General features: G+C 67.5%; 21 protein-coding genes and 2 pseudogenes. 12 read left to right on the forward strand and 11 right to left on the reverse strand.

Features of this window, described 5'->3' with window-relative positions; translation table 11 throughout:
• Nucleotides 1-85: 85 nt before the first annotated feature.
• The 3 genes from ABZ909_RS35600 to ABZ909_RS35610 all read right to left on the reverse strand — a co-directional run bounded on the left by ABZ909_RS35600 (nt 86) and on the right by ABZ909_RS35610 (nt 1,648).
• Nucleotides 86-580 (reverse strand): hypothetical protein, encoded by a 495-nt coding sequence (locus ABZ909_RS35600; RefSeq protein ID WP_357008849.1) that lies wholly within the window; start codon nt 578-580, stop codon nt 86-88.
• Nucleotides 581-737: 157 nt separating this feature from the next.
• Nucleotides 738-947: a zinc-binding dehydrogenase gene (locus tag ABZ909_RS35605; protein WP_357008852.1), complete on the reverse strand. Its 210-nt coding sequence runs from the start codon at nt 945-947 to the stop codon at nt 738-740.
• A 32-nt stretch (nt 948-979) separates the two neighbouring features.
• Complete coding sequence (locus ABZ909_RS35610) at nt 980-1,648, reverse strand: helix-turn-helix domain-containing protein (RefSeq protein WP_357008855.1); 669 nt, start codon at nt 1,646-1,648, stop codon at nt 980-982.
• A 239-nt stretch (nt 1,649-1,887) separates the two neighbouring features.
• Between ABZ909_RS35610 and ABZ909_RS35615 the strand changes: the two genes are divergently transcribed.
• On the forward strand, nt 1,888-2,895 hold the full coding sequence (locus ABZ909_RS35615; RefSeq protein ID WP_357008858.1) for a hypothetical protein: 1,008 nt from the start codon (nt 1,888-1,890) through the stop codon (nt 2,893-2,895).
• Between the two features lie 126 nt (nt 2,896-3,021).
• Here the strand turns inward: ABZ909_RS35615 and ABZ909_RS35620 are convergent, their stop codons facing one another.
• Nucleotides 3,022-3,282, reverse strand: a complete 261-nt coding sequence (locus tag ABZ909_RS35620; RefSeq protein WP_357008861.1) for a hypothetical protein — start codon at nt 3,280-3,282, stop codon at nt 3,022-3,024.
• Nucleotides 3,283-3,457: 175 nt separating this feature from the next.
• Here ABZ909_RS35620 and ABZ909_RS35625 point away from each other — a divergent pair, with 175 nt between their 5' ends.
• Complete coding sequence (locus tag ABZ909_RS35625) at nt 3,458-4,108, forward strand: hypothetical protein (RefSeq protein ID WP_357008864.1); 651 nt, start codon at nt 3,458-3,460, stop codon at nt 4,106-4,108.
• 116 nt (nt 4,109-4,224) lie between these two features.
• Nucleotides 4,225-5,016: an SAM-dependent methyltransferase gene (locus ABZ909_RS35630; protein WP_357008866.1), complete on the forward strand. Its 792-nt coding sequence runs from the start codon at nt 4,225-4,227 to the stop codon at nt 5,014-5,016.
• Nucleotides 5,017-5,077: 61 nt separating this feature from the next.
• Here the strand turns inward: ABZ909_RS35630 and ABZ909_RS35635 are convergent, their stop codons facing one another.
• Both ABZ909_RS35635 and ABZ909_RS35640 read right to left on the reverse strand, forming a co-directional pair.
• Complete coding sequence (locus ABZ909_RS35635) at nt 5,078-5,686, reverse strand: GNAT family N-acetyltransferase (protein WP_357008869.1); 609 nt, start codon at nt 5,684-5,686, stop codon at nt 5,078-5,080.
• A 4-nt stretch (nt 5,687-5,690) separates the two neighbouring features.
• Nucleotides 5,691-6,647 (reverse strand): MBL fold metallo-hydrolase, encoded by a 957-nt coding sequence (locus ABZ909_RS35640; RefSeq protein ID WP_357008872.1) that lies wholly within the window; start codon nt 6,645-6,647, stop codon nt 5,691-5,693.
• 46 nt (nt 6,648-6,693) lie between these two features.
• Between ABZ909_RS35640 and ABZ909_RS35645 the strand changes: the two genes are divergently transcribed.
• Together ABZ909_RS35645 and ABZ909_RS35650 are read left to right on the forward strand one after the other, a co-directional pair.
• A complete protein-coding gene (locus ABZ909_RS35645) occupies nt 6,694-7,116 on the forward strand; it encodes a MerR family transcriptional regulator (RefSeq protein WP_357008874.1) in 423 nt (140 codons plus the stop codon).
• A gap of 108 nt (nt 7,117-7,224) precedes the next feature.
• On the forward strand, nt 7,225-7,836 hold the full coding sequence (locus ABZ909_RS35650; RefSeq protein ID WP_357008876.1) for a DUF4232 domain-containing protein: 612 nt from the start codon (nt 7,225-7,227) through the stop codon (nt 7,834-7,836).
• An 11-nt stretch (nt 7,837-7,847) separates the two neighbouring features.
• Here ABZ909_RS35650 and ABZ909_RS35655 read toward each other — a convergent pair whose 3' ends face one another.
• Nucleotides 7,848-9,176, reverse strand: a complete 1,329-nt coding sequence (locus tag ABZ909_RS35655; RefSeq protein WP_357008878.1) for a cytochrome P450 — start codon at nt 9,174-9,176, stop codon at nt 7,848-7,850.
• 136 nt (nt 9,177-9,312) lie between these two features.
• On the opposite strand from ABZ909_RS35655, the gene ABZ909_RS35660 reads away from it, so the two are divergent.
• The 6 genes and pseudogenes from ABZ909_RS35660 (at nt 9,313) to ABZ909_RS35685 (ending at nt 14,309) form a co-directional block, all read left to right on the forward strand.
• Complete coding sequence (locus ABZ909_RS35660) at nt 9,313-10,461, forward strand: epoxide hydrolase (protein ID WP_357008881.1); 1,149 nt, start codon at nt 9,313-9,315, stop codon at nt 10,459-10,461.
• A gap of 56 nt (nt 10,462-10,517) precedes the next feature.
• Nucleotides 10,518-11,171: a 1,4-alpha-glucan branching protein gene (locus ABZ909_RS35665; protein WP_357008883.1), complete on the forward strand. Its 654-nt coding sequence runs from the start codon at nt 10,518-10,520 to the stop codon at nt 11,169-11,171.
• 399 nt (nt 11,172-11,570) lie between these two features.
• Nucleotides 11,571-12,137, forward strand: a complete 567-nt coding sequence (locus tag ABZ909_RS35670; protein ID WP_357008885.1) for a DUF308 domain-containing protein — start codon at nt 11,571-11,573, stop codon at nt 12,135-12,137.
• 189 nt (nt 12,138-12,326) lie between these two features.
• Nucleotides 12,327-12,764, forward strand: a pseudogene (gene narY, locus ABZ909_RS35675) (nitrate reductase subunit beta); the annotation flags it as partial.
• Nucleotides 12,761-13,414: a nitrate reductase molybdenum cofactor assembly chaperone gene (gene narJ, locus ABZ909_RS35680; RefSeq protein ID WP_357008887.1), complete on the forward strand. Its 654-nt coding sequence runs from the start codon at nt 12,761-12,763 to the stop codon at nt 13,412-13,414. The pseudogene narY and the gene narJ, both read left to right, overlap by 4 nt.
• A gap of 10 nt (nt 13,415-13,424) precedes the next feature.
• Nucleotides 13,425-14,309 (forward strand): NAD(P)-dependent oxidoreductase, encoded by an 885-nt coding sequence (locus ABZ909_RS35685; protein WP_357008889.1) that lies wholly within the window; start codon nt 13,425-13,427, stop codon nt 14,307-14,309.
• Nucleotides 14,310-14,325: 16 nt separating this feature from the next.
• Here ABZ909_RS35685 and ABZ909_RS35690 read toward each other — a convergent pair whose 3' ends face one another.
• Nucleotides 14,326-14,793, reverse strand: coding sequence for a VOC family protein (locus tag ABZ909_RS35690; RefSeq protein ID WP_357008891.1), 468 nt, complete (start codon nt 14,791-14,793; stop codon nt 14,326-14,328).
• Between the two features lie 113 nt (nt 14,794-14,906).
• Between ABZ909_RS35690 and ABZ909_RS35695 the strand changes: the two are divergent.
• A pseudogene (locus ABZ909_RS35695) lies at nt 14,907-15,905 on the forward strand (WYL domain-containing protein).
• Nucleotides 15,906-16,082: 177 nt separating this feature from the next.
• On the opposite strand, the gene ABZ909_RS35700 reads toward ABZ909_RS35695, so the two are convergent.
• From ABZ909_RS35700 to ABZ909_RS35710, 3 genes are all read right to left on the reverse strand, one after another.
• Entirely contained in the window at nt 16,083-16,442 is a 360-nt protein-coding gene (locus ABZ909_RS35700; RefSeq protein WP_357008894.1) for a VOC family protein, read from the reverse strand.
• 9 nt (nt 16,443-16,451) lie between these two features.
• Entirely contained in the window at nt 16,452-17,300 is an 849-nt protein-coding gene (locus tag ABZ909_RS35705; RefSeq protein WP_357008896.1) for an alpha/beta hydrolase, read from the reverse strand.
• A gap of 774 nt (nt 17,301-18,074) precedes the next feature.
• Entirely contained in the window at nt 18,075-18,977 is a 903-nt protein-coding gene (locus tag ABZ909_RS35710; protein WP_357008898.1) for a dihydrodipicolinate synthase family protein, read from the reverse strand.
• Between the last annotated feature and the right edge of the window lie 2 nt (nt 18,978-18,979).

Raw genomic sequence — 18,979 nt, forward strand, 5'->3', positions numbered from 1 at the left:
AACTTCGTTGGATTCTCGGCGAGTTCTTCCGGGACCCAAAGTTCGTTTGTCCATCGACGTGCTGTCCGCAGTTTCACCAGTGGTCTCAGATATCGCTGGAGATACTGCTCGTGGCGAGCAGGAGGGGCAGGAAGATCTGGTCGACGATGTCGTCGATCGTCTGCGGGGACGGTGGGACCAGGGCAGCGGTGAAAGTCTTGGTATTGCTGGCGATCCGGACATGTCCATCGATCGGCGGCGTCGCAGTCCCGCCCAGCTCGGCCACTCCGGCGCTACCGACCCACTCACCGCGCTCATCGCGCACCCGCACCGACACCCCGACGAAACCGGAATCGACGATCTCCTCGATCGCCTTCCGCAACTCCGGGCGATCCTGCGCGGCAGCAACCGCCGACACAGCCCCACTGACCGCAGTGGCCGCTCCGGCGGCGTCGAGGGCGGCGGTGATCTTGCGGGCCATCTCCGCCGTGGTGGAACCGGGCCGACCCACATGGGCCTGAGCGGCTTCGATGGCCAGCTGGAGCCGCTCGCGCTGTCGGGCACCGTGGTGCCCGATGGCTCGGAGGTCCCTGAGCCGCACGCCCACGCCTACTACCGGTACGAAGACAGGCTCCGCGCCGCCGGCGTCCGTATTCCCAGACCGGACACCCATTGATGCGCCACACTCCGGTCCTTCGGCCCGACGACCAGCCGGGGCCCGCCGGGTCACCACTCGAGTACCTGCGCGGCGGCTGATCTCAGTAGGTGATCACGGCGCGGGACCGCACAGCGCCGCTGGCCACGCGTTCGTAGGCGTCGGCCGCGTTCGCCAGCGGGTAGGTCTCGACCATCGGTGTCACCGTGCCGGTGGCGACGAATTCGAGTGCCTGCGTGAGGTATTCGAAGCCGCCATGGGTCGCGCTCGAACAGGGCCTCGTGGCGTTGAGGGGGCGATTGGACGACAGCACTTGAAATCCGGAGCACAATCACTGCGGTCTGATCACGGCGGGAGGTCGCGCCAGCGTTCCGCCGACGCCAGAGCGTCCAGGCTGATCCGCTCCAGGAACGCACCGCCCCTGGCCAGGCGGCGTCCCACGGGCGTGTCGAGCCCGAGCGTCTGCCCCGCCGCCTTCGTGACCTCCGCCGCCTCGAGCGTCTGCCGCGAGCTGATCACCGTCGAGTGGTACCAGGCGTCGTCGTCGACCACGTAGATGTCGCGACGCCGCCGCGGATCACGTTCGCGCCTGATCAGCCCCTGCCGGGTCAGGTAGCCCACTGCCATGGAGATCGAGGCGGGACTGACTTTCAGCCCACGCGACAGCTCGGCCGCAGTGAGCCTGCCGTCCTCGCTCAGCCACAGGCCGATGAGCACGCGTGCCATCATTTTCGGCAGGCCCATCCCGATCGCCATCTCGACGGCTCCCTCTTCCACCTCGAGGACCTTGCGGTCCTGAGGCTCGGCCTCGGGCGAACGTGCCGGGGTGCCGCGCCGCGCCCGCCGCGCTGTCGCCTGGTGCGCCCGCTCGGGGCGGTAGTCACTGGGGCCGCCGTTGCGGCCGACCTCACGGCTGATCGTCGAGGTCGGCCGGTCAAGCCGCCTGGCGATCTCGGCGTAGGAGCGGCCTTCGGCGAGGCCGGTCGCGATGCGCTGGCGGTCCTGCAGGGTCAACCTTCCTTCTGACATGACACCACTATTGCGTTCGGCACCACACAATGCAATGTTTCATTGCATTCAGTTTCATCGTCAACGCATCAATCTATCGGCTTTAACCTGCACTTATGCGAATCGGTTGATTGACATATTTTTTGAAAGCAACGTAGCTTTCAATTATGGACGAACACCTACTATCGCATCGCCCGGGTCAGTTATCTGTGGGCACGCAGGCTCTACAACCGGTGAGGGGTGGCATGTTCAAACGCACTCTTCCAGCGCTTGGCCTGCTGGTTCTCGCGCCGCTGGTCGGCGAGTATCTGCTTGGCAACATCGCCATCGACGCCCTACCGATGATCGTCGGGATCATTCCGCTCTATGGCGGTGGCGCGCTGCTGATCCGTGAGGTCGCCCGGCGGTGGCGGCTGGGGTGGCCAGGGATCATCCTGCTCGGGCTCGCCTATGCCGTGATCGAGGAGGGCCTGCTCACCCGGTCACTGTTCAATCCCGACTATGTCGGGTTGCGGTTGCTCGACTATGGGTTCATTCCGGCACTGGGCATCGGCGCCTACTGGACCGTGTTCGTTCTGGCCATCCATGGGGTGTGGAGCATCGCGGTGCCGATCTCGATTGTGGAGGCGGGCTCACGCCGACCGGACACGCCCTGGCTCGGCAAGGTCGGCCTCACCGTGTCAGCCGTCCTGTTCCTGCTAGGCGGCGCGGTGCCCGCCCTGGCAAGTCCGGCCATCTACCCATTGTCGGCTGCTCAGATCACCTGGACGCTGATCACGGTCGTCGCCCTGATCATCGCCGCGTTCCTGTCCGTTCGATTCCGCCGCCCCCTCCTCCCGGCCACACCGGCCGGCCCGTGGACGGTCTTCGCGATCACCATCGCGGCCGGGCTGGCGTTCTGGCTCCCCAGCTTGCTCGCCCTGGTGGGGATCGAGCTGGAGTCCATCGTGCCCGCGTGGATCACGGTCGGCTTCTACCTCGCGCTCTACGCCACGATGGCGCTGCTCATCCTGCGCTGGTCCCGGTGCACGGGCTGGGGACCCTGGCACAGGTTCGCCCTGGGTACTGCCGGCGTGGTCACCTACGCCTGGCACGGCTTCTTCCAGCCGCCGAGTTTCCCAGCGCACGCGAATGTGGACCACATGGGCAACGCAGTCTTCGCGCTGGCCGCCCTCGGGTTGCTCGCCTTTGTAGCGGTACGGCTCCGCCGCTTCAACCTTCGCGCTTGCGAGACCGCTCCAGATTTCTTGTGAACAAGCTCAGCTTGGCCTTGCCGCTGTAGTAGGGGGTAGTGGCGCGACCGGCCGAAATCCGGCGCTACGTAGTGATGGTCCCCGGGCCTCAGACCCAGGGCATCGCGAAAATGGTTGTGGCTGTTGCTATTTCTTGCCAGACCCGCTGGCGTTGGTCGCGCCCGCGGACTGGGCTCGGCTGGCGAACCCTGTTGCGGCTGTGCGGCTGCCCGGGTTGCGGGCTCCGGCGCTTCGGCGCAGCTTCTCATCACGGGATTGGCGCTCGGGCTTGGAGATCAGGTCGTTGACCATCACCTGGTCGAACAACTCGAGCACGTCATCGACGGCGCGGGCCCGCAGGGTGAACACCGTCGCGACCAGCACCGCCAGCAGATGCTCGCGCGGCATCGGCCCACAGAACTGGGGGCACCGAACATGATGGCGTCCGGTTGCTGGAGCCCCTAGTGTCGAGCGGGGGTGTCGATACCCCTGGATTCACAGTGGCCGGTTCGGTTCCGGATCGGCGAAAGACGTTCGTGCAGCGGATGGGTCGGGGCTGGGGCTGCACCCTCAGGAGGAATCGATGTCCGCTCTGGCGGAATGGCGTGGCCGGTCGCGCCTGCAAACGACCACGCGTATCGCGGCGCTGATGATGACGCCGGTGGTCGCGCTGGTGGCGGGTTGCTCGAGCGACTCGGGGAAATCGACCGCGAACGCCACGACCGTGAAGCCGTCGGCCGGCGTGACGAGCACGGTGGCGGCCTCGACGAGTCCCGTTGCGCCGGTGCCGAATTCGCCCGGCGGACAGCCGGGAGCCGCCAACCCGGGATCGCAGGCTCCGCAGGGCGGGGGCGCACAGACACCCGGTGGCGATCCCGCACCGAATCCGCCCACCGGCGATCCGATTCGGGATCCGGGCACCGTAGCCCCCGGCCCGTCGGTCAAATGCACCGATCAGATCAACTACGCCGGAGACCCACGCTCCAACGCCGAGATCAACATCATCGGTGAGCAGACCGGGCATTGCCCGGACCCGATCGCTGCCGGCACCACCACGACCAGCGTGCCGCCGACCACGACAACGGATCCGGGAACCACCGCACCGGTCACCACGACGGCAACCGCACCCCAGACGACCACGACCCAGACGACCACTCCCCAAACAACCACTCCCGCACCGACAACCACCGCCGCGGCGCCGACGACCGTGGCTGCCGCGGGCGCTACGCAATAGGCACGATCCGTCCCTCGGGGCGACTGGCGGTGTTTGCGTGGTTGGCGCAGGATTTCCTGGTGGATAACGGTATCGTCGGTGAGGAAAGAGGGGTGTGACACTTGAACATCAACGCCATGCGAGCACGGCAATCCCGGCCGAGCGTGGCACGCGTATACAGCTACGTGCTCGGCGGGCGCGACAACTACGGTGTCGACAAGGATGTCGGTGACTACTTCATCGAGGACCTACCCGGATCCGAGCTGTTGGCCATCACCAATCGGGACGCTGTGCTGCGGGCCGTGAAGGCCATGGCGGCGGCCGGAATTCGCCAGATCATCGATATGGGTTGCGGCCTGCCTGCCAGCGTCAATGTGCACGAGGTGGTGCGGCAGGTGCATCCGGACGCCCGCGTCGTGTACGTGGACGACGACCCGTTCGTGGCTTCCCACGGGCGAGCCCTGCTCGCCGTGGATGACGGAATCGTGGTGCTGGAAGCGGATATTCGTGATCCGGATCGCATTCAGAAGCATGCCGACGTACAGCGTGTGATCAACTTCGACGAGCCGGTGGGCATCTTGTTCGGGATCACCCTGAGCTTCGTCAATGACGAAGAGGATCCGGCCGGTGTGGTTCGGTACTGGTCCGATTGCTTCCCTTCCGGTAGCCGGGTCTATATTTCACACTTCCGTTCGGGCGTCACCCGCGAGGCCGTGGCGACCGCGAACAAGATTGTGGAAGCGTTCGGTCGCGGCCGTTTCCGCAGCGAGCCGGAAATCGAGTTCCTCTTCGGTGCACTCACGCTGGAGGAGGACGGCCTGCGCCCATGCGCTCAGTGGCGTCGCGATCCATCGGAGCCCGATGCCGACAATCCGAAGCTGACGGTCTGGGAACAGCTGGTGGTCGGAGGCATGGCCCGCAAACCGTAACCCTGTCACGCAAATGCGGTGTTGCCAGCCGAATCCCGGTCGGCAACACCGCATTTGCGTGTCAGCGCGGAGCGCGCCACATCGGCCACAGCGGTGGACCGCCGCGGGTTGCATCGAGGGTGCCGGTGGCGTCGAAGCCGAAGCGTTCGTAATAGGGGACATTGTCGGGTCTGCTGGACTCGAGATAGGCGGGCAGGCCCTCGGCGTCGCAGCGATCGAGGCGGGAATTCAGCAGGGCCCGGCCGTAACCCTGGCTTCGGACCCCGGGCAGGGTGCCGATGACGGCCAGGTACCAATGCGGTTCACAGGGATGCGCGGTCATCATCTTGTCCGCCATGGCGGCGGCGATGAAGAGGCGATGGCGGAAGGCGACTGTCAGGGCCGGGAGCTGACGTAGCATGGCGGAATCGGAGACGTGCCAATGTCCTGGTGGCGCCCAGAGTGCCGCGCCCACTATGGAATTCGCGTCATTGCAGGCGACCTCGGCGCCGCCCAGCGGAACGAAATGGTGACTTGCCTGGGCGGCGAAGAGAGCGGATGCCCGACGTGCACGTGTCGCGTCGTCCCGGATCAACCAGGAGATGACCGGATCATCCAGGAACGCGATGCTCAGCACTCGTGCCAACTCGGGAATATCGGATAAGTACGCCGTACGCACGGTGATCCCCATGCGTTCACGGTAGCGGCTCGGCGACCTCCCCACGGGGCGTGGCGAGTTGCCGTGCCGCATCGTGATCATGGGTCGGGATGACCGGGATCAGGCGCTGGGCCAGGTGCAGCCGGTGCAGGGTCCGGAACGCCAGGTCGCGGTTCTCGTCGACGAAAAGCCCTGGGAAGCCCGGCTTCTGACGTACCCGTTCGATCTGCATCGCATGCCAGGCGGCATCGCCTGCCAGCAGGATCCAGCCGCGCGCGGTGTGCGCGAGCACGCCGACACTGCCGGGCGTGTGCCCGGCGAGATCCACCAGGACCACGCTGCCGTCCCCGAACAGATCGTGGCTGCGGGCGAAGGTGAGCACCGGCGGGCCGTCCAGCTCGTATTCGAGCACGGGACGATCCACCAGCGCGTCACGCACGCCACCAACGGGCGCCACCGGACCGGTCATGGCCCAGGCCCGCTCGGTGCTGTGCAGATGAACCGGCAGGTCCGGGAAGTCGAGGAGTCCGCAGACATGATCCCAGTGGGCGTGGGTCGGCAGCGCGAAATCGAGTGCGGGCAGCGTGGATTCGGCTTGCAGCGCGGTGATGGTCGGGATGGTCTCGACGGGCGGCCGGACGAATGGGCGGATGACGCCCTGCAGTTGCGCGATGGCTCGGTGTTCGGCGTCGAGGCAGTAGCTGGGGTCGACGATGAACGTGGCCTCGGGATGCTGGACGACGAAGGAGGTCAGCGAACTGGCGATGCGGCGCGGGTTGAACACGCCCTCCACGACCGCGCCGGTGGGCGCCGACCGTGGAAACTGCGCGAGCGGCGTGACGGTGACGGTGCGTTGGGTGGTGGGCAGTCCGGCGTCGGTGAGCGAGTGCAGGAACCGCTCGTCGACGGGCCGCGGCCGGACGGCGCCGTGAATGGAACTCACTGCGGCGGTGCAGCATTGCCAGAGGGTGGTCTTGCGTACTGGATCGGACATGCTCGAACGCTAATACTTAAGGTCGACATGAAGTAAAGGGGTGAACATGACCACAACCCAGGACATGCGAATCGGTGACGCCGCCGCCGCGCTCGGCGTCGAGACCCATGTGCTGCGGCACTGGGAGTCGGTCGGCCTGCTCGCGCCGCCGCGCAGCCCGTCCGGTCACCGCAGCTACAACGAGCACATCCTCGACTACGCCCGCATGATCCAGACGCTGCAGCGAACCGGACTGTCACTGGACCAGATCCGGCAGCTCGGACTGAGCGGGTGTGATGGCCGGCGGGACATGATCGCCGACCGCCGCGCCGAGGTGCGCGAGCGCATCGAACTGCTGGAGGCGACGGACCGGTTCCTCGAGCACCTGCTCGAATGCACCCACCCGATCATCAGCGAATGCCCCGAGTGCTCTGGGTTCGTGGCGCGGGCGCACGCGCGGCGTGCCGCGGAGTTCCCGGACCGCCCCTAGGTTGGGGCGGTGGGTCGAGCGCTCACACTCGCGCGGCGTGAGCCGATACAGGGTGTGGGGATGCGGGGGTGCGCCCGCTGATGTTCCCGGACCGGGAGGAGTTGGGAAATGCGCTATCGCACAGGGATTCTCGTCGCATTGGCGGTCATCGCACTCGGCCTGACAGGCTGTTCGTCGAGTACGTCCACCACGTCGCCACCGGCGACATCGCCGGGCGTCACGGGCGGGGCCACGGTCGCGGGAGGCACCGCGGCTCCTGCCACCCCGCCGACTTCCGAGGACGTACAGCCCACTGCCCCGGCGCGGCAGGCGGCCTGCGGCGCAGGCCAGGTCGACGTGACCGCAGCTGTCATGTCCCCGGCCACCGGGCACCGCGGGGTGGCACTCACCTTCAGCCTCACCGCGGGCGCGGCCCCCTGCACGCTGACCGGCTATCCGGGCGTCGACACCGGCACGGGTGGCCCACTGCTACATGCCGATCGGACCCCTCGCGGGTATATGGGCGGTCTGCCGCAGGGCAGTGACGAACCGCCCACCGTGACACTGGAATCCGGACATCCGGGCACCGCGGTCGTCGAGGGCGTCGCCGTCGACGCCTCCGGCAATCACTGCCCGCTGTACACGAATCTGCAGGTCACGCCGCCGAATTCGACCGACACCCGCACTGTCACAGTGACGATCGACAGCTGTGCCCTGCACGTGCACCCGGTCACCCGGTGAGGCCCCGGTAGCTACACCCGAACCGTGTGGTCGGTGGTGACCACCACGCGCGCGCCGTGTGCCGGAACGTGGGTGATGTTGCGCATCCGCGACGGTTCGCTGCCCGCCCCGTCGGGCAGCGAAAGCTGGTAGCGGGTCAGGATTTCCCGCAGCACCGCCGTGCCCTCCATGAGCGAGAACCCCGCGCCGATGCAGCGCCGCACCCCGCCGCCGAACGGCAGCCAGGTGTTGGCGGCGACCGAACCGTCCAGGAACCGCTCGGGCCGGAAGGTCAGGGCGTCCGGGAAGGCTTCCACGCGCCGATGCGCCAGCAGGATCGAGGTCGCCACCACGGTCCCCTTCGGCAGCTCATAGCCTCCGAGTGTCATGTCGCGGGTGAGTCGCCGCCCGGTCCCGCCGATGACAGTGTGCAGGCGCATGGCCTCCTTCAGGACCGCCTCGAGGTACTTCTCGTCCCCGTCGTGCGCGGCCCGGCGCGCCAGGTCCTGAACATCCGGATTGGCGGCCAGCTCGTGACAGGTCCAGGACAGCGCCGACGCGGTGGTCTCGTGCCCGGCCAGCAGCAGTGTCACCAGTTGGTCGCGCAGTTCCTCGTCGGACAGCGGTGCGTCGGTGGAGTTCTCGCCGGATCCGACCGCCAGCAGCCGCGACAGCACATCGGTGCGCGCCTCCAGGTCCGGATGCGCGCGCCGCTCCACGATCTCGCTGTAGAGCAGCTCGTCGATGGCGTTCTGGTTGTCGCGGAAGCGTTTCCACGGCCCGCGGCGCTCCAGGAACGGATATTTCCAGCCGAAGAAGATGATCGGATCGATATTGACGATTCGGCGCAGCCGCGGCGCCAGCTGGGCGCGACGGCGTTCGTCGGTCATGCCGAACACCACCTGCATGATGACATCGAGTGTCAGATCGTTCATCGCGTCGAGCGTGAGCACCGTCGACCCGGACACCCACCGGTCGACATGCGTCGCGGCGATGGTGTCGACCAGTCGGCGATACGAACGCAGCGACGAGCCGACGAACGCCGGCATGAGCAGCCGCCGCGCCCGCGCGTGCTCGTCCTCATCGGTGAGCAGCAGTGAATGTTCGCCCATGATGTGCACGAGCAGTCGATTGCCCTCGCCGGCATGCAGATCCGCGGGGTCGGCGGCGAAGATCTCGCGGATGTGCTCCGGCCGCGAGAACACCACCAGGTTCTCGGCGTAGGGCGCGACCAGATGGAGCGTGAAGACGTCGCCGTAGCGGCGCGCGGACCGGCGCAGCAGGGTCCCGCGCCATTTGGCATAGACGGCGGTCTGCACCGCGCGTGGCAATGGCGGTCCCGGTGGAAAAGCGGTGCCCACGATGCTGATCCCTTCACCCGGCCGCCTCACTGCGGCTGAAACGCTTGTCCAACAGCCTAGAACCTAGGCGGAACCGAGCGGAATCCGCTGACGGTCTAGGACAGCATCTGACCTAGTTGATTCCTACCGTGGACGCATGACGATTTTCGAGCCCTTCCGAATCGACATCCCGGCCCCCGACATCGAGGACCTGCGGACCCGCCTGGCCCGCACCCGCTGGCCCGCGGACCTGCCCGGAGTGGGCTGGACCTACGGCATACCGACCGCCTACGTGCGGGAGTTGTGCGAGTACTGGGGGAGCGGCTACGACTGGCGCCTCCACGAGGCCGAGCGCAATCGCCACCCGCAGTTCCTGACCGAAATCGATGGTCAGCGCATGCATTTCGTGCACGCCCGCTCGCCGGAGCCGCACGCGCTGCCGCTGGTGCTGGTGCACGGCTGGCCCTTCGAGGACTTCACCGGCATGATCGGCCCGCTCACCGACCCGCGTGCCCACGGCGGCGATCCCGCCGACGCCTTCCACGTGGTCATCCCGACCCTGCCGGGCTTCGGCTTCTCCGGTCCCACCCACCGGCCGGGGGACGCCTCGACCGAGCGCAGCGCGGCACTGATCACGAAGCTCATGACCGCGCTGGGTTACGAGCGATACGGGGCGCACGGGGGTGACGCCGGGTCCTTCATCGCACCGCAGATGGGCCGGATCGCACCGCAGCACCTGGCCGGTGTCCACCTCAACGACCCGATCACGATCCCGGCCGGGGACATCGACCCGGCCGACCTCAGCGCCCGAGACCGGGAGAAGCTGGCTCGGTACCAGGACTGGAACCAGTTGGAGACATCCGGCTACGCGGGCATACACTCCACGCGCCCACAGACCCTCGCACCGGCGATGGCCGATTCGCCGGCCGGGATGCTGGCGTGGGTACTGGATGTGGTCGAAACCTATACAGATCCGGCGAAACCGACACCCGATGCGGCGATCGACCGCGACCTGCTCCTCACCGATCTGTCGATGCTGTGGTTCACCGATACCGCCGGCTCCTCCATGCGGCTCTACAAGGAATCCCGGCAATGGGGTGCCGCACCGGCCAATTCCGGCGTCCCCACCGGTGTCGCGGTCTTCCCGGGCAGCAGCAGCATCCGCGGTGTCGCTGAGCGCCGGAATACGATCGTGCACTGGTCGGAATTCGATCGCGGCGGCCACTTCGCCTCGATGGAAGCCCCCGATCTGCTGACCACCGATCTGCGTGACTTTTTCCGAAAATTGCGCGGACCGAACGAATAACGCACCGCCGCAAGCAGTTCCGCCGCTATCCCGCCGATCTCTGGCAGGATGGCGGCATGGCCGAGATCCACAGGACGACCATGGCGCCCACCAAACTGGAGCTGCTGGCTCGGTGGCTGCCCACCCGGCACTGGTACTCCGGCGCCCAGTCGCCGGTCCTGTCCAAGTCCGGCGGCTTCCGCCTCGACGATCCGGCCGGCGAGGTGGGCATCGAGCTCATGGTCGTCACCGACGCCTCGGGCGCGGAGCCGGTGGCGTATCTGATTCCCATGACCTATCGCGGCGCGCGGGCCGAGGACCTCGACCACGCGTTGATCGGCACGTCCGAACACGGTGTACTGGGCCTGCGCTGGCTCTACGACGCCACGCACGACACTGTCTTCATCGAGCAGGCCGCTCTGCTGCTGACCGGCAAGGCCACCGCCCAGGACCAGAGCACGAGCGACACCCCCGACCTATCCGTGCACGTGGTCCCCGGCGACATCCTCTGGCCCGCACCCGGATTCCGTCCGACGGTCATCGACACCGACACCCACACCGATATCGCCTTCGATTCCGACCGCTCTACCAACGCGGGCGCTGAGCTGATCCGCGTCCACCGCCGCCTCACCACCGGACCGGCGCTCCAGCGCGACCGCAGCCACGTCGACGCGCTGTGGTCGGCCGCGGACGGCACCTCGTCACGCGGCGTCTTTCTCAGCGCTCCGTAGACGCGTACCGGCCGGTAACGCCCGGTACGTCACCGGTGAACCCGGACGTGGCTCAGTGGCGTTCGAGATCGTCCTTGATCTCGCTGAGGGCATCGACCGGAATGAGGCAGACCGTCGCCGCAGCCGGCGCGACACCGCGGGGTCGTTCGATTCCAGGCGCGCCTGCTCATTCCACGCGAGGACAACCGGGCCGAGGAGCTCTGTATCTCGGTCAATACCGCACGCACCCACCTGCGCCAGGTGTTCGCCAAGACCGGCACCTGCCGGCAGGCCGAGCTCGTCCGCCTGCTGTCGCGCGTGCTCTCGGGTGCCGGGCAATTCGCCGACGGGCGACGCACCGGCGCCGGGTGAGCATGCGAACCTTCAGTTACCCGAGTGAATCGGCCATATCATTTATGCATGCCCGCCAATCGGATCGAGGGGCGAACCGATGCATTCGCCGACTGGGCTTGGCAGTCGCTGGTCGTGACCGGCGGCTGCTCGGTGGTGCTCGGGGTGGTGATGGCGGTGTGGCCGGACAAGTCGGAGACGGTGGCGGGGATTCTGTACGGGCTCACGCTGATGGCGTCGGCGGCGGTGCAGCTGGTCGTCGCGTTCGGGGCGCGGATCGCCACCGCGCTGAAGGCACTGGAGGTCGTGAGCGCGATCATCGCGCTGGTGCTGGCCGCCTGGGCGTTCACCAGTGGTGAGTGGGTTGCGTTGCTGTCTTTGTGGATTGGGATGGCCTGGGTGGCGCGGGGCATCGTGCAAGCCATTGTGGGCGTGTGGTCGGAGCAGTTCGCGGGGGCGGGCCGGCTGGAGGTGGTCGGGCTGCTGACGCTGGCCGCGGGCGTGGTGGTCGCGGTCGTTCAATTCGAATCGCTGACATCGCTGTCGATCGTGGTGGGTCTGTTGACCATTGCCCTGGGCGTCTCGGAAATCCTGCTCGGCGTCCGGATGGAACGCGAGGCCGTCGAAACCGCCTGACACGTGACCGAAAACCGGATTGCTCTCGCGTAACTTACCAGCCTGAAATTCGTCAATTCCCCGGAATTTGCCAGTAGGTTCGGGGTGTTCGTGTGCTCGGGTAATCGATCGCGCGACGGGTGCCGCCGCGACACGGTGAGAGGCAGGGGTAGATGGCGCGAGACCACGGCAGCGGTGTGGTGGACAGGGAGGCTCGCAGCCATGCGCAGCTACATGCGCGACGTGAACCTCGGCCGCGAGACCCGCCCGGAGATCGCCACCGAGGTCGGCATGACCGAGGAGGAGATCTACGAGATGTACCGGCTGCTGGCCGTCGCCAAATACGCCGAGCGCTACGTGATTCCGGCGGCCCACGCCGAACAGGCACACGGGCTCGAAGAACTGGCCACCGAGTGCGTCCTCGACTGCGACGGAGGTCCGGGTATGGGCGGCTGGGGTCCGTTCGGTGAGCGGTCCGGGCAGTTGACGCCGGTCACGGTCGAGAACTTCCGGATGCTGCAGGAGCGGCAGACCGCCGACGGGTCGGTGTCGGTCGCCGGATCCACCCGGGTCAACCTGCTCAACTGGGACGGTCGCGGCACGCCCGAAGGGCTCATGCCGAAACAGCCGGGGAGGCATCGCAAATGAGGCGAAAGACCGCGCAACCCGAGACCGGTGACGCCCAGCGGACCGCAGCCTGGCAGGTGCAGTCGCTGCTGCTCGGCTATCCCGATGAGGCGCTGCTCGACTCGCTGCCCATACTGGCCCGGGCCGTTTCGGCGCTGCCCGAGGCAGTGGGTGCACCTTTGCATCCAGTGTTGTCCTATCTCGACACCACCCAACCGCTCACCGCGGCAACCGAATACGTCGATACCTTCGATCATCGCAAGTGTTTCAGCCCGTACCTGACCTGGGTCTTGTACGGCGACACCCGTAAGCGCGGGATGGCGTTGCTGCGGTTCAAGCAGGTCTACCGCAGCGCCGGTCTGGTGCTCGGCGACGACGAGCTCGACCACCTGGCCGTGGTGCTCGAATTCGCATCGGCACATCCGGTTCCCGGGCAGCGGCTGCTCGAGGAGCACCGCGCGGGCATCGAGGTCATGCGCCTGGCGCTGCGGGAGGCCGGCTCGCCCTGGACGGGAGTGCTGGATTCGCTCTCCGCGACCCTGCCCGCCCTCCAGGGCACCGAACGTGAGGCCATTGCCGCGCTCGTCGCCGCCGGGTCGCCGGATGAGGACGTCGGTCTGGAACCGTTCGCACCGCCCACCTCCATGCCGGATTTCATCCGGGGTCGGTAGGGTTCGGCGCGTGGCGAGGATTGCGTTTTTGGGTGTGGGCCGGATGGGTGCGGGTATGGCGGCGCGGATGCTGGGTGCCGGGCACGAGGTGTCGGTGTTCAACCGTACGCCGGAGAAGGCGGCCGGATTGGTCACGGCGGGAGCGACTCTCGCGGCGACACCACGCGAGGCCGCGCACGGGGCCGAGGCCATTTTCGCCATGGTGGCCGACGACGACGCCTCGCGCGCCGCCTGGCTGGGTGTGGACGGGGCGCTGGCGGGGGAGTACGTGCCGGACGCATTCGCGGTGGAGTTCTCCACCATCTCCCGGCGCTGGGTGCTGGAACTGGCGAAACACGCAGCGGCACACGGGCTTCGGTATCTCGACTCGCCGGTGACCGGGCTGCCGGACGCGGCGGCCGCTGGGCAGCTGACCCTGTTCATCGGTGCGGAACCCGCCCACCTCGACACGGCCCGGCCGCTGTTGGCGCCGCTGTGCACCGACATCGTGCACTTCGGTGCGGTGGGCGCGGGCACGAGTTACAAGCTCATTCAGAACCTGCTCGGTTCCATCCAGATCGCCGCCACCGCGGAGGCGCTGCGCACCGCCGAACTCGCCGGGCTCGACCTGGCGGTCGTCACGGACACCCTGTCCCGGGGCGGAGCCGCCAGCCCGACCGTCGTCCGCATGTGCAGGGAGATGACGGGCGGCGTCCACGATCGCGATATCGCCTTCACGGCCGCACTCCGCTTGAAGGACACCCGAATCGGCGTCGAACTGGCCGACGCGGTCGGCACGCCCGCGGCCCTCGGCCACACCGCCGAGCAGATCTTTCAGCGCCTCGTCGCAGGTGGCCATGGCGACCTCTCCGAAACGAAACTCATCGACCTGCTCCGCGGCCCGGCCGTGGGATGACCGGTGGCAGAGAACGTCACGCCTCGACGTACTCGGCAGCGACATCGAGGATCCAGGTGATCCCGAAGCGATCGCGCAGCATCCCGAAGGCCGGTGCCCACTGTGCGGGCCCGAATGCCTCGATGACCGCCGCACCGTCGCGGAGGCGATCCCACAGCGCGCCCACCTCCGCGACGGTCTCGCCGCGGACGGAGAGGAAGAACGCCTCCCGGGTGAGGGTGGTGCCGTTCTCGCGCCGCGTGGTGGGCGTGCCCTGAGCAACCGGCGCATCGTCGCCGGGCACGTCGTAGGCCATGACCCGGAAGCCGTTGTCGGCGATGAGCTGCCCGAAGATGACCCTGGTGGCGTCGGGTAGCGCGGCCGGCATCCCGAAGTCACCGTAGGTGGCGATGGTGGTCTGCCCGCCGAATACCAACTGGTAGAACTCCAGGGCTGCCCGAGCCTGGCCGTGGAAATTCAGGTGCGCAACAGTGTTGACCGACATGGGGATCCGTTCCCTTCGAGGTGGGTTTGCCGCCGGAGGACTCCGGCGACGACAGCCACCCTGTCACCGGTACCGGTCAGAGAACGTCCGCTACTCATGGCAGCCTGGACACCATGCCGACCGCCTCCTCGACGTCGACCACGCACCGCTTGCTCGCGTTGCTGTCGTTGCTGCAGGTCCGCCGCGATTGGCCCGGAGTTCTGCTCGCCCGGCGGCTCGGCGTCAGTGAACGCACGGTGCGACGCGATGTCGATCGCCTGCGCGAGCTCGGCTATCCCGTCCGAGCGGTCAAGGGACCCGACGGCGGTTATCGGCTCGAAGCCGGCAGCGAACTCCCGCCGCTGCTGTTCGACGAGGAGCAGGCGGTCGCGCTCGCCGTGGCATTGCGGATCGCGGTCGGAACCGGAGCGGGCATCGAGGAGGGCGCCGCGCGAGCCCTGGCGACCGTGCGGCAGGTCCTGCCCGCTCGTTTGCGGCAGCGCGTCGATGCCCTCGAGATCACAGCCGTCGAATCGGCCGGGCGCGGGGCCGATCCCCGAGTCGATACCCATGTCCTGCTGGCCGTGAGCGCGGCCATCCGATGCGGAGAGGAACTGCGATTCGATTACCGGTCGCCGACCCGGCCGGATGCCACCGATCCGCGCCCGCCTCGGCGGGTGCAGCCCCACCACCTCGTGGTTCGCAGCGGTCGCTGGTACCTCGTCGGGTAGGTTCCCGAACGGGCGGACTGGCGGATCTACCGCGCGGACCGCATGACGCTTCGCGTCCCCAACGGACCACGCTTCACCCCTCGGCAAGAGCCCGGCGGCGACATCGCCACCTTCCTGTCCGCGCGATTCAAAGGCTCCCGCAGTGAAAACGCCTGGCCGTGCCGCGGCGAGGTGATCCTGGACCTCCCCGCCGCGGAGGTGAGTCCGTTCGCCGGCGACGGCATCGTCGAAGAACTCGGACCCACCCGGACCAGACTGCTGCTCGGTTCCTGGTCGTGGGCTGCGCTCGCGGCGACGCTGGCGCGTTTCGACACCGAGATCGAGGTCATCGGACCACAGTCACTGCGTGAGGCGTTCGCCGATCTGTCCCGTCGCGCGAGCCGAGCCGCACGGCTCCCCTGACAGCTACATGACCGACCTGTGCCGTTCAAACCTCTATTCCGCCAACCGGATTCGGCTACGCTGCCCGCCGCGCCCGTCACCAGACTCATGTCACGCGCCTCGTGAGCCGGCCGGGTACCGCCACGGCGGTTCAGGCTGACACGAAAAGCATACGGGCGCAATGCATCCGATGAGCAATCAGGGCAGATCGTAGGCGGTGGCGTGGCGGGGCTGATACAGCCCGATCTCCCCGGCGCCGGGCACCTTCAGCATGGTGAGCATGCCCCAGCCCGCATTGGTGACCTCCGAGGTGAATTCGACGCCCTTCGAGTGCAGGTCGTCCATGGCGGCGGCCAGGTCGTCGCACATGAGGTACAGCTCCGCGCGGCCGCTGTCCGGGGCGGCCGCGGGATGGACCGCGAGTTCGGCGGGTGGTGACTTGAAGATCAGCCATCCGTCGTGCGCGTCCACATGGGCCAGGCCGAGGACGTCACGGAAGAAGGCCCGCGCCGCCTCGGCGTCCTCGGCATACAGGATGGTGTGTGCGCCGGTGATCATGCGCTGACGCTAACAGCGGCCGGCGCTTTCGGCCCGTAGGCGGGCGGTCATGGTGTCGGCCAGTTGCGCGGCGAATTCGGGTGCTTCGGTGCGCATTCCATTGTGGGCGCCGGGGAATTCGGTGACCTCGCGGCCGATCCGGCGGGCGATCTCCTTGGCGGGGCGGTACGGCAGGCAACCCCGCGTCTCGCGCCCGACCGCCAGGACCACCCGGTCTGCCACCGGGGCCAGCGCCTCGTAATCGGGCAGGTACGCAGTGAATTCCCGCAGTTCGTACTCCAGCATGAGCGGGCCGTTGGCCGCCAGCCGCGCCCACATCTCGGCGGCGCGTGGTGGTAGCTCGGCCGGCACGGGAGACGGCTTCATCGCATTGCCGATCCCGGCCAGGAAGCGCGCACCCGCCGCGGCCGGGCTCTCGGTGCGGAGCAGCGTGTAGACCTCCTCGATCATGGCGCGCTGCTCGGCGGCATCGGGAAGCACTGCGAAGCAGGGCGGTTCGTGCGCTATCAGGAGGCGCACCCGATCCGGATGCCGCGCCAGTAGATCCAGGCCGACGATCGCGCCCGCACTGGTGCCGACGACGAACGCGGGCTCGTCGGTGAGATGGTCGAGCAGCCGGAACGCGTCATCACTCTGCACCTCGACCCGCTGTGTCTGCTGCGGCCCGTCCAGCACGCTGCGCGAATATCCGCGCGGATCCAGCGACACCACCGTGAACCGGTCCTCGAGCACCTCGGCGATCGGATCGGCCGAGGCCGCGTCACCCCCGCCGCCGGGCACGAACAACACCAGCGGCCCGCTGCCGCGCACCTCGTAGTAGAGGGTCGCGCCGGGAACGCGCAACGTCTCGGATCTCATTGCGGTGTCTCCTCTTTCGAACTCGGACTGCATGGCAACCGCGGGACAGCAGCTAACCTAAGCGCAGTAGGATACTACCTAACATACATAGGTTTAGAGAGTTCGCCAAACGGGATTCCAGGATCCGGCCCGTGAGGGCCAGTGGCGACAAAAGTCGCGCTCAGCGTTCGTCCAGCCCGCAGACCAGGCGTTTTGGTTCTTCTGATTCCGTGGAACTGCGAGCGGTGTTGAGCCGCTGGTGGTTTCATGTGCGGCTGTGCGTGATGAGGGCGCTACGGAGTACGGGCGGTTCCCGGTGCTGTCGCGGGTGGATTTGGAGCGGTTCTTCCACCTCGACGATGAGGACCGGCACGTGAGGTCCAAACGGCCGAAATCCGGCGGTAGTCGGATCTCGGTATACCGATTCCGGGGCGTGTATCTCTCACCTATGCCACCGGAACCCCTTGTCCCGCCGTCGATTGTCAGTGTGGCGCAGCGCACCGACACGTGGGTCGATCTCCGTGGCCCTCGACGACAGGTTCGGGCGCTGTGTCGGTCCGGGCGTCCCCCCGAACTCGCGGACCAGACCTGTCATCGACGAGGCGGCTGTGTCCGGGGCCCCCGCCGGCGCGCTGCCGGCGGCGTGTTCGTCTTCCGCTGCGACAGGGCTGCTGGGGCGGGCTGGTCGCGGCTCTGCAGAAGGTGGTGATCCGGTGTCTGCGATGCCGTGGTGTCTGCAACGTCGGTGTCGACAAAGACTTGCGGAAGAGCCGCCCGACTCGGGCGGCCTTTCCGTTACTTCAGCTCTGCTTCGGTCTGCTTTTCGATGGCGTCGAGCAGTGTGCGCAGCGTCTCGCGTCCATGGCTCTCGAGTGGCAGCAGTGGCGGTCGAGGATCCCCGACCGGCATTCGGCGCAAGCCGAGACCTGCTTTCACGGTCGCCGGCAGCCCACCGGCGACGATGAATTCCAGCAGCGGCTTCAGGCGCTGGTACAACTCCCGTGCGCGGTCGGATTCACCTTGGCGTACAGCCGAATACAACTCCAGACACGGCGCTGCGGCCAGACAGGGTGCGGCGGTGCACCAGCCTGCGGCACCATGGGTCAGGGCGTCGAGCACCAGCGGATTACTGCCGTTGTAGTAGGGCAACTGTCCGCCGCTGAGCTCGGCCAGCGCCTTCATCCGGTTCAGATCGCCGGTCGATTCCTTCACCATGGTGAGGTTGTCGATGGTTTCGAACATCGACACCAGAAGTTCCGGCGTCATGTCGACGCCGCTGGTCGCCGGATTGTTGTACGCCATGATCGGAAGACCTATAGCCTCGGCTACTCGGGTGAAGTGCGCGATGATCTCGCGTTCGCTCAGTTTCCAATATGACACTGGCAGCACCATCACCGTGTCGGCGCCCGCCGTTTCGGCGTAGCGGGCACGGCGGATGGTGCCGGTAGTGGTCAGGTCGGAGACCCCGACGACGACCGGCACGCGGCCGGCCACCGTCGCCACGGTTGTGTCGACGACAGCGTCGAATTCGCGTTCGTCGAGGTAGGCAGATTCACCGGTGCTGCCCAATGCGGCGATGGCGTGCACGCCGGCCGATACCAACTCCTCGACCAACCCGCGCAGGGCGGCGATGTCGATCCGATCCTCGGCGGTGAGGGGGGTGACTGGATAGGCGATGATGCCTTCGAGGTGCGGCACAA

Source organism: Nocardia sp. NPDC046763 (genome assembly GCF_040645495.1).
In the GTDB taxonomy this organism is placed as follows: domain Bacteria; phylum Actinomycetota; class Actinomycetes; order Mycobacteriales; family Mycobacteriaceae; genus Nocardia.

Excerpts from the sequence above, each read along its gene's own strand:
- ABZ909_RS35615 (WP_357008858.1), top strand. The coding sequence starts at position 1,888 with ATGTTCAAACGCACTCTTCCAGCGCTTGGCCTGCTGGTTCTCGCGCCG.
- ABZ909_RS35620 (WP_357008861.1), bottom strand. The coding sequence starts at position 3,282 with ATGCCGCGCGAGCATCTGCTGGCGGTGCTGGTCGCGACGGTGTTCACC.
- ABZ909_RS35625 (WP_357008864.1), top strand. The coding sequence starts at position 3,458 with ATGTCCGCTCTGGCGGAATGGCGTGGCCGGTCGCGCCTGCAAACGACC.
- ABZ909_RS35630 (WP_357008866.1), top strand. The coding sequence starts at position 4,225 with ATGCGAGCACGGCAATCCCGGCCGAGCGTGGCACGCGTATACAGCTAC.
- ABZ909_RS35635 (WP_357008869.1), bottom strand. The coding sequence starts at position 5,686 with ATGGGGATCACCGTGCGTACGGCGTACTTATCCGATATTCCCGAGTTG.
- ABZ909_RS35640 (WP_357008872.1), bottom strand. The coding sequence starts at position 6,647 with ATGTCCGATCCAGTACGCAAGACCACCCTCTGGCAATGCTGCACCGCC.
- ABZ909_RS35645 (WP_357008874.1), top strand. The coding sequence starts at position 6,694 with ATGACCACAACCCAGGACATGCGAATCGGTGACGCCGCCGCCGCGCTC.
- ABZ909_RS35650 (WP_357008876.1), top strand. The coding sequence starts at position 7,225 with ATGCGCTATCGCACAGGGATTCTCGTCGCATTGGCGGTCATCGCACTC.
- ABZ909_RS35660 (WP_357008881.1), top strand. The coding sequence starts at position 9,313 with ATGACGATTTTCGAGCCCTTCCGAATCGACATCCCGGCCCCCGACATC.
- ABZ909_RS35665 (WP_357008883.1), top strand. The coding sequence starts at position 10,518 with ATGGCCGAGATCCACAGGACGACCATGGCGCCCACCAAACTGGAGCTG.
- ABZ909_RS35670 (WP_357008885.1), top strand. The coding sequence starts at position 11,571 with ATGCCCGCCAATCGGATCGAGGGGCGAACCGATGCATTCGCCGACTGG.
- narJ (WP_357008887.1), top strand. The coding sequence starts at position 12,761 with ATGAGGCGAAAGACCGCGCAACCCGAGACCGGTGACGCCCAGCGGACC.
- ABZ909_RS35690 (WP_357008891.1), bottom strand. The coding sequence starts at position 14,793 with ATGTCGGTCAACACTGTTGCGCACCTGAATTTCCACGGCCAGGCTCGG.
- ABZ909_RS35700 (WP_357008894.1), bottom strand. The coding sequence starts at position 16,442 with ATGATCACCGGCGCACACACCATCCTGTATGCCGAGGACGCCGAGGCG.
- ABZ909_RS35705 (WP_357008896.1), bottom strand. The coding sequence starts at position 17,300 with ATGAGATCCGAGACGTTGCGCGTTCCCGGCGCGACCCTCTACTACGAG.